This window comes from Candidatus Phytoplasma pruni (genome assembly GCF_013391955.1).
Taxonomy (GTDB): Bacteria; Bacillota_I; Bacilli_A; order Acholeplasmatales; family Acholeplasmataceae; genus Phytoplasma.
The window spans coordinates 22238-36736 of the sequence record NZ_JABUOH010000066.1; the positions used below are offsets into that span (position 1 = coordinate 22238).

Below are 14499 nucleotides of genomic sequence, written 5' to 3' on the forward strand. Positions count from 1 at the left end.
CGCTCCAAGATGAAAGACTGTCTCTAATCGTTGGTGTTATCATTGAATCTAAAAAGACGTTTAATGGGAGAAAAAATAAATTTAACAATTATCCATCTCTTTTATGTTTAGTTCCTTCTCTTCGTATCATCCATCTTTTCATTACTCAAAAACAAGTCTATAATAGAATTTTTCAGGAAATAAAAGATTAATTTTCTTTCAAAAATACATTTTTAAGATTTTTATATGTTAAAATAAAAAAGGTTACTTAATTTAATTATAAGTTTAATAAAATTAAAAAAGTTTTTTACGAAAATATTTCCCACTAATATGTTAGAAAAAAATATAAAAAGGAGAAAAATATATTATGAAAATCATGTCTGTTAATGCTGGTAGTTCTTCTTTAAAATTTCAATTATTAAATATGAAAAATGAAGAAGTTCTTTGTGACGGTTTATTTGAAAGAATCGGCAATACCAATACTATTTTTAAAATCAAAACTCCAGGACACAAACAAGAACAAATCGTTCCTATTTCCGACCACAAACAAGCGGTAGAAATGTTGTTAGAATATTTAATTGAAAAAAAATTCATCCAAACGCTAGATGAAATTGATGGAGTAGGGCACAGAATTGTTCAAGGGGGAGAATATTTTAAAAATTCTGTTGTTTTAACCGAGGAAAACATTAAACAGGTGGAAAGTTTAAACGATTTAGCTCCTCTTCATAATCCTGCTAACCTTTTAAGCATTAAAGTCTTTAAAAAAGTTTTGCCACAAACTTTACAAGTAGGGGTGTTTGACACTAATTTCCATCAAACTATGCAAGAACAAAATTTTTTATATGCGACACCTTATGAATGGTATCAAAAATATAAAATTAGAAAATACGGTTTTCACGGCATTTCTTATCAATATATTTCCCAAAAAGCACAAGAAATTTTCCAAAAACCGAACTTAAAATTAATCGTTTGTCACGCTGGTAATGGTGTTTCTTTAACTGCTATTGAAAACGGCAAATCCGTAGATACTTCCATGGGTTTCACTCCTTTAGAAGGGGTACCAATGGGAACACGCAGTGGTAATGTAGATCCTAATGTTGTCACTTTTATCGCTGATAAAGAAAACAAAACAGCTAAAGAAGTGATTAACGAATTAAATAAAAAATCCGGTTTATTAGGTGTTTCAGGCATTTCTAATGATGGACGCGATTTAGAAAACATGATTCAAAAAAACAACAAAAGAGCTTTATTAGCTTTTGAAATTCAAATCAAAAGAGTTGTTGATTATATCGCTAGTTATTATGTTTTACTAAAAGGCGCTGATGCTTTAATTTTTACAGCCGGAATAGGGGAAAATTCTTCTTTCTTCCGCAGAGAAGTGGTTAAACGTTTAGAGGCTTTAAATATTTATTTAGACCAAGATTTAAACGATCAACGCCTACCAGGAGAAAGAGTCATCTCTACGTCTGAATCTGCAGTTAAAGTGATGGTTATTCCTACTAACGAAGAAATAGCTATCGCTCGTGATGTTGTCGCTTTAAAACAACAAAACTAATCTTTTTTTAATCCTTTTTACCACTTTAATTCAACGTTAAAGTGGTAAAAACTATCGGAGGGGTACTCAAGTGGTTTAAGAGGCTCGCTTGGAAAGCGCGTAGATCTGAAAAGATGCGAGGGTTCGAATCCCTTCTCCTCCGCCAAATTAATAAATATTTTTTGAATGTTAAAAAATGTCTCTGGATGGTTTTTTAACTTTTTTTATCACTTTATAACACAACAACTTTTAAATAAAACATTTAATGGGATTAAATCTTTTCTTTAAAAGATGACAAAAAATAATATATTCCCCAAAGTTTAATTTTTTTAATATTAACAAATTACTTCTCAAAATAAAAAAAGGTAATTTTATTCATATGAAACAATATTTAGAATTATGCAATTTGATCGTAGAAAAAGGAGAAGTGCGCGAAAACCGTACTAAATTCGTTACCCAAAGTATTTTTGGTCATCAAATGCGTTTTAATTTAGAAGAAGGGTTTCCTTTGGTTACTACTAAAAAAGTTCATTTAAGAGCTATTATTCATGAATTATTATGGTTTATCAAAGGCGATACTAACATTCGTTACTTAGCGCTGAATAATGTTAATATTTGGAACGAATGGCCTTATCAAAAATTTTGTCAATCGCCCGATTTCCAAGGCGAAAGTCAGCAAGAATTTATTGATAAAATTAAAACAGATGCTCAATTTGCAGAAAAACATGGGGATTTAGGACCTGTTTATGGCAAACAATGGCGTGATTTTGCCGGAGTAGATCAATTGCAAAAAACTATTCAAGAAATCAAAAAAAACCCTAATTCACGTCGTTTAATTGTTTCGGCTTGGAATCCGCCTTTGGTAGACGAAATGGTTTTACCTCCATGTCATGTCTTAATGCAGTTTTATGTCAATAAAGGCAAAATTTCTTTACAATTGTTTCAACGTAGTGGCGATGTTTTTCTAGGTATCCCTTTTAACATTGCTTCGTATTCTTTGCTATTAATGATGGTGGCACAAGTGACTGGTTTAGAAGCTTATGAATTTATTCATACTTTGGGCGATGCGCATATTTACCACAACCATTTAGAACAAATCAATATTCAAAGAAAACGTATACCAAAAAAACTACCTCAAATGCTTTTAAATCCTCAGGTCAAAAACATTGAAGATTTCCGCTTTGAAGATTTTAAATTAGAAAATTATCATTATCATCCATCTTTAAAAGGAGAAGTAGCAGTATGATTAGTTTGATTACCGCCTTGGATTCTAATTTTTTAATTGGCAATAAAAATAGTTTACCTTGGCATTATCCTAAAGATCTGATTTTTTTTAAAAAAAAAACTTTCCAAAAAAACGTTTTAATGGGTTGGAATACCTATCTTTCTTTAAAACAATATTACCGCAATAAACCTTTACCTTTTGCTACTGCTTATATCGCTAGCAATTCTCAACACGAAAATTTATCAGACGGAATTATTGTTAACGATTTAATCGCTTTTTTAAAAAAGTATCAAAATTCGGAAGAAAATATTTTTATTATAGGCGGAAGTCAAATTTATACCCAATCCTTGCCTTATGCTGATGTTTTATATATCACTCATATCTTAAAAAGGTATCAAGGAGATTCTTTTTTTCCTGACGTAGATTTGACTCAATACCAACTCATAGAAAAAGATATTCAAGAAGAATTGCTTTTTGCTACTTATCAAAAAGGAGGCAAAGTTAAATAATGTTTACTTTATTTTTCATCGCATCTTTCGTAAGTTTTTATATTTCCTTTGTTGTATATTGTGATTGCGGCATAGCAGGTTATTTTTTAAGTTTTTTCGCTAGTTTAGCCTTATCTTGGGTTATGGTTTTATTGGTATTTTTTATCATGATGTTTATCAACAGAAGATTAAAAATTAACAACTCTTTTCAACAGAAGGTTGTTGCTAGCGTCTCTAAATTAATTCTTAGATTTTTCCGCATTAAAGTAACGGTTCATAACCGAGAATTAATCCCTTATAAAGGCAATTTAGTGATTTATTCTAATCATAAAACTAATTTTGATCCTTTTATCATCGCTTGTGCGGTTGATAGAACGATGTCTTTCTCGCCTAAAGATGATTTATATAAAGGTCGTTGGGGTTGGTTTTTAAGTTATTATTTCAATTCTATTCATTGCTTAAAAATAGTAAGAGGTAATCCGCGCGCAACAGTGCAAAACTTAAACCAAGCGATTGAAAATGTGAAACAAGAGCTAGCGATGTTGATCTTTCCTGAAGGTGGCGTTGTTAACAAAAAAAACGATAAAATCATCAGCACTTTAGATGGAGCTTATAAAATAGCTGTTAAAGGCGAAGCCAACATTCTGCCTATTACTCTTAAAGGGGCTTACAAAATGAGAAAGAGATTTTGGTTCAAAAGAAAAAAAGTTGAAGTAATTATTCACCCTCATATTAAATATGAAAATTATAAAGATAAAAATACGCAACAAATAGGTCAAGAAGTGGCTGATATTATTAATTCAGCTTTATAAAAAAACAAAATAGAAAGTATGCTTGCAAGCACGATGTTTAACAAATTATTTTTTCAACGCATAATCGCCATATTTCTTTTGGTTATGGTTGGTTGTTTCATGATTACTTATTTCCCTTTTCTATCTAAAAATCATCAAAATGTTTCTAACGATCTGTCCTCTATCAAAAAGGTTCATCATTTTCAAGAAGAAGAAGGAGATTTTTTTCCAGAGGAAAAAAGGCAAACAAATGTCAAAACAGAAATCCTCAACGGTGAAACATATTTGACCTTTTCTCAATATGATGAAAAAGGCGTTTTATTGCAAGAAAGCAAATTCAATCAAAACGGCACTTTTTCTCTTTCTTATAAAACTTTTTACCCTAACGGACAATTAAAAACTGTTAGAGAAAATTATCACAATAGCGATCAGATACATTTTATCCGAAAATACAATAAAAAAGGTGTTTTATGCGAAGGGGAAACTTTTTCCCTGCAAGGTAAAACTATTGGTACGATCATTAATTTTCCAGACGAAGGTTTAATGCAAGAAAATATTTATCACCCAGAAAACGAACAACTTTCTCAAGTGCTAGAATATACTTCAGAAGGACAATTGATGCGTTCTTGGGAATATTTTTTCGATGCTAAAAGTTTAAAGAATAATGTCCAAAAATTGATAGAATATGATACTGACGGCAAAATTCTTAAAATAACTGCTTTTTATCAACATTTTCAACAAAAAGTGATCTTTGACAGACATAAATCCACAAGGAAAAGTAATTTATTCGGTTGTTTAAATTTTTTTAAGCCAAAAAACTAATCATTTTTATGATAGTAAATTTCATCCACATTAAAAAAAGATTATTTTAGTTCAAAAAGGAGATTCTTTCTAGATTATTTCCTTTTTTTCTTCTTTAAAAAGTAAAAAAAATATCACATCATTAGCCTCTTTTTTCCGTAAAAAAAAGAGAGAGGAAAGGTAAATAAATTTTATTTTCTTTATTTATTTTATAATTGATGTATAATTAAATTGAAATATAAATTTGTTTGAATTCTTCAAAAAGAAAATTATCAAAAGCATTATTTTTATCAACTTTACTTGAGTTATAAAAATAATGTATTTTCTTTTATGAAACTTCATTTTTAATTTTAAATAAACTAAAAAGGATATAAAAATGTAATTATTAGAAAAGACTGCTTTTGCAGTTCTAATCATTACATAAATAAAAATTTATAAAATATAGGTAATAAAACATGCAAATTAAAAAAAATAATAACGATTTTGTACAATATCATTTTGACGTAACTGTCAACGAATTCGAATCTTATATCAAAAAAGCTTTCGACAAAGTTCAACCTAAAGTAGAAATTAAAGGTTTTAGAAAAGGACATGTTTCCCAAAAAGTTTTTGACAAACATTACGGTCCTTCGGCTTTATATAAAGATGCTTTCGGCATGATATATGTAGAAAAATTTCAAGAAATATTAGCTAATAAAGAATTTAAAACTGTAGGAGAACCTAAATTAGTTGATTTTGATATTGAAAAATTAGACAGAAAAAAACCTTTCAGTTTCGGTTTAGAAATGGCTTTAAAACCAGAAGTAAAAATATGTGATTACCAAAAAATTACATTAAATGATTTTAGAAAAAATGTTACTGATGAAGATGTTCAAGCACAAATGGATTTATTATTAAAACAAAACGAAACATTAGCGCCAAAAACAACTGATACTCCTTTAGAAATGGGCGATGTAGCTATTTTTGATTTTAAAGGTTTTGTGGACGGAACTCCTTTTGAAGGCGGAGAAGCGACCAATCACAGTTTAGAAATCGGTTCTAACCAATTTATTCCTGGTTTTGAAACAGGTATGTTAGGAATGAAAAAAGGCGAAAAAAGAGATATAAACGTAGTTTTTCCTGAAAATTATGGCAAAAAAGAATTAGCCGGTAAAGAAGCTGTTTTTCAAATCTTTTTAAAAGAAATGAAAACTCCTCAAAAATTCATTGTAACAGATGAATCTATTAAAAATTTAAAATTACCTAATATTGAAACAGTAGATGAGTTAAAAAAAAGCATTAAAGAACATTTAGAAAACCAAAACAATTCAGAATATAATAACGAAGTTTTACAAAAAGTTTTTGAATATTTAATCGCTAATTCTACTTTAACAGTTCCTCAGCATTTCGTGCAAACAGAAGTAGAAAATATCAAACAACAATTCGCTTCTCAACTACAAGAACAAAATATGAATTTAGAACAATATTTAAAAATGACTAATTCTAACGAAGAAGAATACGAAAAAAATACTTCCGAACAAGCTTTAAAAAACGTTCAAATTAATTTCTTATTAGACGAAGTAGTAGCTAAAGAAAACATACAAGTTACTCCAGAAGAAATAGAACACAGATACCAACAAATAAGCGCATATTATAAAATACCTATTGATAAGTTAAAAGAAAATTATGCTGCGGAAAACATCAAAAACGGTTTATCTCAAATTAAAGCTGGTGATTTGTTAATTACAAAAGTTGTTTTTAAAGAAGAAAAAGAAGTTTCCCAACCAGAGACAACCAAAGAAAATAAATAATTTATTTTTTTCACAATAAAAAATCTTTTTAGATTATAATATAATTTATAGTCTTAATGAAAAAAATAATATTAATTTAACTTCACGCATAAAAAAGGATGAGTGGTGAATCAAATGAATAAAAAAGAAAACATTGATAAAACAGAAAAAATCGATAAAAAAAATAAAGCAAAAATGGATGATGATATTATTCCTAACGAATTACCTGTTGTTATTGTGAGAAACGTTGTACCCATTCCTTCTAATGACTTTAGAATTGAAATAGGACGCTCTTTTTCCATCAACGCTATTAAGCAATCAGAATTGCTGGAATCTCCTTACGTGATCATTTTATTGCAAAAAAATTTTTTACACGAAGAACCGAAAGTTTCTGATATAGAAAAACACGGTGTTTTAGCTAAAGTTTTACTAGCTATTAAAATTGATGATTTTCTTTACAAAGTTAAATTCCGTATTTTAAATCGTGTTAAAGCGCAGAAATTAACGAAAAAAGATGACTTATATAGTGCTAAATTTTTGAATGTTCCTACAGTTTTAGGCGATTTGCAAGAAGAACAAACTTTAATCAAATTAATCATTCAACAAATTACTTCCAATATCAGTCAGTTTTTATTAATTTCTGAAAATAGCTTTTTAGAACAAATACAAAATGGTGTAACAACCGAAAAAGCGGCTGATTTAATTATTTTTGCCTTAAGAATAGAAGAAAAAGAAAAATATAAATATTTAAAAGAACCTGATTTAAACAAAAGATTAGTTTATATTTTACAAGACATTAGAGTTAAAATAGACGTAGTTGAGTTAGAAAATAAAATTAACGAAGAAGTTAAACGTAGTATTGATGAAAACCAAAAAGAATTTTATTTAAGAGAAAAAATACGTGTTATTCAAAACGAATTAGGCGATAAAGTTAAAAAAGAAGAAGAAATTGAAGAATTAAGAAAAAAAATTAATTCCGCTAATATGCCTAAACCGATTAAAGAAAAAGCTTTACAAGAGCTTTCTCGTTATCAATCTATTTCCTCAGCAGTAGCTGATTCCTTTGTTATTCGCAATTATTTAGATTTTTTAGTCGCTTTACCTTGGCAAAAAACAAGTAAAGATGTTAATGACTTGGAAAAAATACAAGCTACTTTAGAAAAAAACCATTACGGTTTAGCTAAAGCTAAAGAACGTATTGTAGAATACGCAGCAGTCAAAATCATGACTAAGAAAAACGCTCAAACTATCCTTTGTTTATCAGGGCCTCCTGGCGTTGGTAAAACTACTTTAGCTATTTCTATTGCTGAAGCTTTAGGGCGTAAATTCGTTAAACAATCTTTAGGTGGTATGCAAGAAGAGAGTGAGATCAGAGGTCATAGAAGAACTTACGTAGGGGCGATGCCAGGACGTATTTTAAACGGTTTAAAAGATGCGGGCGTGAGAAATCCAGTCTTTTTATTAGATGAAATTGATAAATTAGTGACTAATTCGCATCATGATCCTTCTTCGGCTTTATTGGAAGTTCTTGATCCAAAACAAAACCAAAATTTTGTTGATCTTTATTTATCTGAACCTTTTGATTTATCACAAGTTTTATTTATCACAACTGCTAACGATTTAAGCGCTATCGCTCCTCCTTTAAGAGATCGTTTAGAAGTGATTGAACTAAGTTCTTATACAGAACAAGATAAATTAATTATCGCTAAAGAGCATTTATTACCTAAACAGTTAAAAGAGCACGGAATTGATGAAACTCAATTCGAAATTGACGATTTCACCTTGCTTTATATCATCAGACATTATACTAAAGAAGCTGGTGTGAGAAATTTAACTAAGAAAATAGCTCATTTAATACGTAAAACTGTGAAAGAAATTTTAATCAATAAAGTTGAAAAAGTGACAATCGATAAGAACAACATCGAAAAATATTTAGGTAAAGTTATTTTCCAACATTTATTAATGGAAGAAAAACCTCAAATTGGTGTGGTTAACGGTTTAGCTTATACCTCTTTTGGTGGAGATATTTTACCAGTGGAAGCGACTTATTACAAAGGTAAGGGTAAATTAGTTCTTACCGGTCATTTAGGTAAAGTTATTGAAGAAAGCGCTTTTACAGCCTTTAGCTTTTTAAAAGCTAATGCGGAAAAATTAGGCATTGATTATAAAATTTTTGATGAAAATGATTTCCACATTAACTTTTTAGAAGGCGCTATTCCTAAAGATGGTCCTTCTGCCGGCGTTACTATCGCAACTTCCATTTATTCAGCTATCAAAAGAACATGTGTTCGTAAAGATATAGGAATGACGGGAGAAATAACTCTAAGAGGTTCTGTTTTACCGATTGGCGGTTTAAAAGAAAAAGCTATCGCTGCTAATAGAAGCGGTCTTAACACTATTTTCATTCCTAAAGATAACTTAAAAGATGTGGATGAAATTCCTATCGAAGTAAGAGAAAAATTAGAAATTATTGCTATTCAAAACGCCGATGATGTGTTTTTAAAAGCTTTAGTTCCTTTAAAAGAAGAGGTTTATAATAATGTCCTTTAGTCAAATGCAAATATTAACAAGTAATTATGTAGTATATCCAGTTGCTGTTTTAATTATTTTAGGCATCTTGTTTTCTTCTGAAAAAAGCGTTGTAGACGCTTTTACAGAACAATATGGTGGTAACAGTTCTCAAGGGAAAAGTTCTCCTTTAGATAAAATCATTTTTGTCTTAGTGTTTATCCTCTTTTTTTCAGCTTTCATTACAGTGCGCCCAAATTCTTAATTCTTAAATAAAAAATAAAAAAAGATATTTTTTTGTTATAAAATATTGACATTCGTTATTTTATATGTTAAAATAATTGTAGTTACAAAATATTTTATAAAAATTATACATATAAATATTTTTTATAGTAAAAAAAGGGGGGATTGTTAAATGCCTAAAACTATAGTTCGCGAAGAAGAAAATATCGATGACGCTTTACGCAGATTTAAAAGAGATGTTTCTAAATCTGGTAACCTTGCGCAAGCTCGTAAAAAAGAGTATTATGTTAAGCCAAGTGTAGAGAGAAAAAATCGTAAAAAAATCTTAAAAAACAAAAAACATTAAATTATTTTTAATAAAATAAGCTACCTATCCAAAAAGGTGCTTTTTTTTATTTAAAATATATTTTTTAGTATAAAAAATATTACATAAAAGGAAATTAAAATTAATATGATTATTAAAATACATAATCAAACTGACATCAATATTAAACCTTTTACTAACTCTTTATTCAAAATATTTAGCTCTTTTGAAGAAAAAAAAAACTACATATTGTCTTTATAGACAACATTAAAATGCAAGAAATGAACTTGTATTATCGTCAAAAAGATTATCCTACTGATGTTTTGACTTTTAAGAACGACGCTAATGATGATTCTTTAGGGGATATTATCATTTCTTTGCCCAAAGCTTTCGAACAAGCGGAGAAATTAAAACACAGTCATCAAAGAGAAATTAGTTTTTTAGCTGTGCACGGATATTTACATTTAAAAGGTTATGAAGACGAAACAGAAGAAGGTTTGTTGGAAATGATCGAAATACAAGATAAAATTTTAAAAGAACATCATTTAGATAAATAGTTGTTTAAATAAATAATATCAATTTTGAAGGAGAAAAAATTAGTGTTTAAATCAGGTTTTATTACTATGATAGGCAATACTAATGTAGGCAAATCTACATTATTAAATTCTTTGATAAAACAAAAAATTTCTATTACCAGTTCTAAATCACAAACGACTCGTAATAAAATTATGGGTATCATTAACGACCCTCATTATCAATTAATTTTTGTAGACACTCCGGGAATACATAAAGAAAAATATTTATTAAATAACAATATGAATTCTGTAGCGATGCAAAGTATTAAAGATGTGGATATTGTTTTATTCGTAGTTGATCGCGAATGTACGCCTAAAGAAGAAAAAATTTTACAAACTATTCAACAACATAATAAAAAAGTGATTTTAGTGATTAATAAAATAGATGACATTAAGAAAAAGATTTTAATCGATAAAATTATTTTTAGTTATTTAGAGAAATTTCCTTTCGAACATATTGTCCCTTTGTCCGCTATGACGCAACAAAACGTAGATATTTTGCAAGAAAAAATTTTATCTTTAACAGAAGAAGGACCGCTTTATTTCGATAACACCATGGTTACTAACGTGACAGATCAAGAAATGATCTCAGAACTAGTCAGAGAAAAAATTCTTTATCACGTGCACGAAGAAGTTCCTCATGCATGCGCTGCCGCAGTAGAAGATATGCGTCCGATGGAAGAAGATCCTTCCATGTTGGAAATTTCGGTTTTAATTTTAGTGGAAAAACCTAGTCAAAAGAAAATTTTAATCGGTGCTAAGGGCGAAAAGATAAAAAGAATCGGTACAGAAGCTAGAAAAGATATCAACCGTACTTTAAACAAAAGAATTCATCTTAACATCTGGATTAAAGTAGAAAAAAATTGGCGCAATAGAATGAACTTATTAAAACAATTAGGATATATACATTAAATACGATAATAATATATATTTATTTATGACAAAAAATAGCAAAGGATAAAAACATGTTATCTTTAAAAGAAATAATTATTTTTGCTAAACAGAATGGTTTTGTTTTTTCAGGTAGTGAAATTTATGGCGGTTTATCAAATAGTTTTGATTACGGTCCTTTAGGAACTTTGTTAAAACAAAACATTAAAAAAGCTTGGAAAAAGAAATTTTTTCAAGAAAGAGATGATAATGTTTTATTGGATAGTTCTATTATAATGAACTCCCAAATTTGGGAAGCATCCGGACATTTAGAAATGTTTATTGATCCTTTAACCGAAAACAAAGACACTAATAAACGTTATAGAGCGGATAAATTAATTCAAAGTCATGATCCTTCTTTTGACGTTAGCGCCTTATCTTTTGAAGAAATGACGCAATATTTAATTGCGAACGAAGTTTTAGGGACCAAAAATTGGGCTCCTGTTAAAAAATTCAATATGTTGTTTCAAACTCATCAAGGGGTTGTGATAGAGGAAAAAAAGCCTTTATATTTAAGACCAGAAACTTGTCAAGGTATTTTTGTTAATTTTAAAAATATTTTAAATTCGACTAGAAAAAAATTACCTTTTGGAGTCGGTCAAGTCGGCAAATCTTTCCGTAATGAAATTACACCAGGTAATTTTATTTTTAGAACTTGTGAATTTGAACAAATGGAATTAGAATTCTTTTGTCAACCCGAAACACATCAAGAATGGTTCTCTTATTGGAAAGAATACTCTTATAATTTCTTATTACAACTAGGCGTTAAAAAAGAAAATTTAGAACTAAAAGATCATAAAGAAACTGAATTAAGTCATTATTCTAACGCTACTTCTGATATTTTATTCCGTTTTCCTTGGGGTTTTGATGAATTATGGGGAATAGCATCAAGAACTGATTTTGATTTGAAAAATCATCAAAAATATTCTAAAAAAGATTTACAATATTTTGATGAAAATACCAAAGAAAAATACTTTCCTTTTGTGATTGAGCCTTCTTTAGGGGTTGAAAGGTTATTTTTAGCTCTTTTGGCTAACAGTTTAGAAACAGAGCAGCTAAATGATGAAACTTCACGAACAGTGTTAAAAATTCATCCTTTTTTAGCTCCTTATAAAATAGCTATTTTACCTTTGATGAAAAAAATTCATCGTCCTAAAGCGAAAGAATTACAAAAAAAATTATCTCATTATTTCGAATTAACTTATGATGAAAACCAAAGTATCGGTAAAAGATATAGAAGACAAGATTCTATAGGAACTCCTTTTTGTTGTACGGTAGATGATCAAACTTTAGAAGATAATACGGTCACAATTAGAGATAGAGATACTATGAAACAACATAGAATACCTATGGAACAAATCCGTGATTATATAGAAAATAAATTATTGTTTTAAGAATTGTAAAGTGGTGAAAAAGCGATTTTATGGATAAAATGAAGGAATCTTTCGTTGCACAAATCAATGAAAAAATACCCATTTATGAATTAGTTCTTAAATCAGGTGTGGTCTTAAAAAAACAAGGCAAAAACTTTATGGGTTTATGTCCTTTTCATCAAGAAAAAACACCTTCTTTTTCTGTTTCTAAAGAAAAAAATATTGCCTTTTGTATGTCTTGTAGCAAAGGCGGTAAACCAGTTACTTATTGGCGTCAATTGAAAAATATTTCTACCGAAAAAGCGGTAGAAGAATTATGTGAACAATTTCATATTGATTTGCCGAAAAAAAAGAAAAACAATAAAGATGTTTTATACGATGTATTGAATGCTGCACAAAAATATTTTCATGATTCACTTTTATACATTATTGACAATATTAAAGATCACCCTTTAGAACACTATTTATTTCAAGAAAGAAAACTGACTTTAGAATTGATTAAAGAATTTGGTTTAGGTTATGCTTACGATGATTTTAACTCTCTAAAAGATTATTTATTAGAGAAAGGTTTCTCTGCTAAAACTTTATTGAAATTAGGTTTAATTAAACAAAGAGCTAATAACGAAGAAGAGTATTATAATTTTTTCGTAGACCGTTTGATGTTCCCTTTGACGGATGAAAAAGGCAATATTGTGGGTTTTTCAGGACGTTTGATTAAAGAAAAGGAAAAATATCCTAAATATTTATTCAATCCCGAAACTGCTTTATTTAAAAAAAGTAATCTTTTATATCGTTTATACGAACATCAAGAAGAAATTCAAGCTAAGAACGAAATTATTCTCACTGAAGGTGTTTTTGATGTTATAGCTTTTTACAAAAAAGGCATTCAAAACGTAGTAGCCACTTTAGGAACTAGTTTTACGGAACAACACGCTAAATTACTTCAAACTAAAAGTCAAAATTGTTTAATCATTTATGATAGCGATAATGCGGGTAAAGAAGCGGCTCTGAAAATATCGGCTTTACTGATTAAACGTAATTTCAAAATTAAAATAGTGACTTTGCCTGATAATCTAGACCCAGACCAATACATTTTACAGAAAAACACTATCAATCTTTCTTCTTTAAAAGAAAAAGCGAAAGATTTTGTCTTTTATAATGTAGAAGAATGGAAAGAACAGAACCAAAGTGATGAGGAAATAGAGTCTAAAATCGTTGCTTTATTGAAATATTACGATCTAGAAACTAAAAGATATTACGCGAAAGAATTGTATAAAACATATCAAATTTCCTTAAATTTAGCGAAACAAACTTATGATAAAGAAAACAACTTATTAAATGATAAAAAAGGTTATCAACTTTTAAGTCAAATTATCAGTGATTCAGATAAATTCATTCATATTCAAAAAATGAACAAAAAACAATATAATGAAACTGATAAACATATCATTATTGAGATTCTGTTAAGCGATAAGTTTTTGCCATTAATTTACGAAAGAAGCCTTATTATTTTTTTAAAAAATCCGGTGTTGATTGATATTGTTGCTAAAATCAAAGAATATTACGAAAAACATTTGCCTGAAGAAAACATTCATGTTAATCGGCATGTTGATTTAGAAAGATTCGCCCTTCTTTATGAAGATTTTTTTCAAGAAAGAAAAGCGAAATTCGATTTTGATCTTTTCAAAGAAGATATTGAAAATAGTTTTTTATTTAAACAGAAAAAAACCCTACCACATTTAGAAGATGTGAAAGCTCTTTTAGCAAAAAAAACACAATTAGATGAATTTGCCGACATAGAAACAGAAATTTCTTCTTTAGAAAAAGAATTAACTCAAATGATAAACAACGAAGCAGACATCCGACAGATAGAAGAAAAAGGGCAAAAATTAATCCAAAAAAAGTTAGAACTTCACAAAGTAAGAGAAAAGTTAGCTAAATTATAAAAACCAATTAAAAGAGGCTAAAATCTAGGTTAT

The 14499-nt window shown here is 28.8% G+C and carries 13 protein-coding genes and 1 tRNA gene; all 14 read left to right on the top strand.

What is annotated here, in order from left to right; translation table 11 throughout:
* Positions 1-346: 346 nt before the first annotated feature.
* The 14 genes from HR065_RS03390 to dnaG all read left to right on the top strand — a co-directional run bounded on the left by HR065_RS03390 (position 347) and on the right by dnaG (position 14466).
* A complete protein-coding gene (locus HR065_RS03390; RefSeq protein WP_218644395.1) occupies positions 347-1534 on the top strand; it encodes an acetate kinase in 1188 nt (395 codons plus the stop codon).
* A 56-nt stretch (positions 1535-1590) separates the two neighbouring features.
* Positions 1591-1679, top strand: a tRNA-Ser gene (locus HR065_RS03395).
* Positions 1680-1892: 213 nt separating this feature from the next.
* Entirely contained in the window at positions 1893-2759 is an 867-nt protein-coding gene (locus HR065_RS03400; RefSeq protein ID WP_178734525.1) for a thymidylate synthase, read from the top strand.
* Complete coding sequence (locus HR065_RS03405) at positions 2756-3247, top strand: dihydrofolate reductase (protein ID WP_178734527.1); 492 nt, start codon at positions 2756-2758, stop codon at positions 3245-3247. The genes HR065_RS03400 and HR065_RS03405 overlap by 4 nt, the downstream gene beginning before the upstream one ends.
* Positions 3247-4038 (top strand): lysophospholipid acyltransferase family protein, encoded by a 792-nt coding sequence (locus HR065_RS03410; protein WP_178734529.1) that lies wholly within the window; start codon positions 3247-3249, stop codon positions 4036-4038. Before HR065_RS03405 ends, HR065_RS03410 begins: the two co-directional genes overlap by 1 nt.
* 99 nt (positions 4039-4137) lie before the next feature.
* On the top strand, positions 4138-4839 hold the full coding sequence (locus HR065_RS03415) for a hypothetical protein (RefSeq protein WP_244948362.1): 702 nt from the start codon (positions 4138-4140) through the stop codon (positions 4837-4839).
* Positions 4840-5273: 434 nt separating this feature from the next.
* Entirely contained in the window at positions 5274-6608 is a 1335-nt protein-coding gene (tig, locus tag HR065_RS03420) for a trigger factor (protein ID WP_178734533.1), read from the top strand.
* Between the two features lie 114 nt (positions 6609-6722).
* The gene (gene lon / locus HR065_RS03425; protein ID WP_178734535.1) at positions 6723-9137 is read left to right on the top strand and encodes an endopeptidase La; all 2415 of its coding nucleotides are present in this window, start codon (positions 6723-6725) and stop codon (positions 9135-9137) included.
* Positions 9127-9360, top strand: coding sequence for a hypothetical protein (locus tag HR065_RS03430; protein WP_178734537.1), 234 nt, complete (start codon positions 9127-9129; stop codon positions 9358-9360). Before lon ends, HR065_RS03430 begins: the two co-directional genes overlap by 11 nt.
* 150 nt (positions 9361-9510) lie before the next feature.
* Positions 9511-9684: a 30S ribosomal protein S21 gene (rpsU, locus tag HR065_RS03435; protein WP_017192463.1), complete on the top strand. Its 174-nt coding sequence runs from the start codon at positions 9511-9513 to the stop codon at positions 9682-9684.
* 230 nt (positions 9685-9914) lie between these two features.
* Entirely contained in the window at positions 9915-10199 is a 285-nt protein-coding gene (gene ybeY, locus HR065_RS03440; RefSeq protein WP_178734539.1) for an rRNA maturation RNase YbeY, read from the top strand.
* Between the two features lie 42 nt (positions 10200-10241).
* Complete coding sequence (era, locus tag HR065_RS03445; protein WP_178734541.1) at positions 10242-11129, top strand: GTPase Era; 888 nt, start codon at positions 10242-10244, stop codon at positions 11127-11129.
* Positions 11130-11182: 53 nt separating this feature from the next.
* A complete protein-coding gene (locus HR065_RS03450; protein ID WP_178734543.1) occupies positions 11183-12541 on the top strand; it encodes a glycine--tRNA ligase in 1359 nt (452 codons plus the stop codon).
* Positions 12542-12570: 29 nt separating this feature from the next.
* Positions 12571-14466: a DNA primase gene (dnaG, locus tag HR065_RS03455; protein WP_178734545.1), complete on the top strand. Its 1896-nt coding sequence runs from the start codon at positions 12571-12573 to the stop codon at positions 14464-14466.
* Positions 14467-14499: the final 33 nt, after the last annotated feature.

What these genes read in the sequence shown, in the direction of transcription:
- HR065_RS03415 (WP_244948362.1), top strand. Translation starts at nt 4,138, where the DNA reads ATGATTACTTATTTCCCTTTTCTATCTAAAAATCATCAAAATGTTTCT.
- tig (WP_178734533.1), top strand. Translation starts at nt 5,274, where the DNA reads ATGCAAATTAAAAAAAATAATAACGATTTTGTACAATATCATTTTGAC.
- HR065_RS03410 (WP_178734529.1), top strand. Translation starts at nt 3,247, where the DNA reads ATGTTTACTTTATTTTTCATCGCATCTTTCGTAAGTTTTTATATTTCC.
- HR065_RS03400 (WP_178734525.1), top strand. Translation starts at nt 1,893, where the DNA reads ATGAAACAATATTTAGAATTATGCAATTTGATCGTAGAAAAAGGAGAA.
- HR065_RS03405 (WP_178734527.1), top strand. Translation starts at nt 2,756, where the DNA reads ATGATTAGTTTGATTACCGCCTTGGATTCTAATTTTTTAATTGGCAAT.
- dnaG (WP_178734545.1), top strand. Translation starts at nt 12,571, where the DNA reads ATGGATAAAATGAAGGAATCTTTCGTTGCACAAATCAATGAAAAAATA.
- HR065_RS03390 (WP_218644395.1), top strand. Translation starts at nt 347, where the DNA reads ATGAAAATCATGTCTGTTAATGCTGGTAGTTCTTCTTTAAAATTTCAA.
- HR065_RS03430 (WP_178734537.1), top strand. Translation starts at nt 9,127, where the DNA reads ATGTCCTTTAGTCAAATGCAAATATTAACAAGTAATTATGTAGTATAT.
- rpsU (WP_017192463.1), top strand. Translation starts at nt 9,511, where the DNA reads ATGCCTAAAACTATAGTTCGCGAAGAAGAAAATATCGATGACGCTTTA.
- ybeY (WP_178734539.1), top strand. Translation starts at nt 9,915, where the DNA reads ATGCAAGAAATGAACTTGTATTATCGTCAAAAAGATTATCCTACTGAT.
- HR065_RS03450 (WP_178734543.1), top strand. Translation starts at nt 11,183, where the DNA reads ATGTTATCTTTAAAAGAAATAATTATTTTTGCTAAACAGAATGGTTTT.
- lon (WP_178734535.1), top strand. Translation starts at nt 6,723, where the DNA reads ATGAATAAAAAAGAAAACATTGATAAAACAGAAAAAATCGATAAAAAA.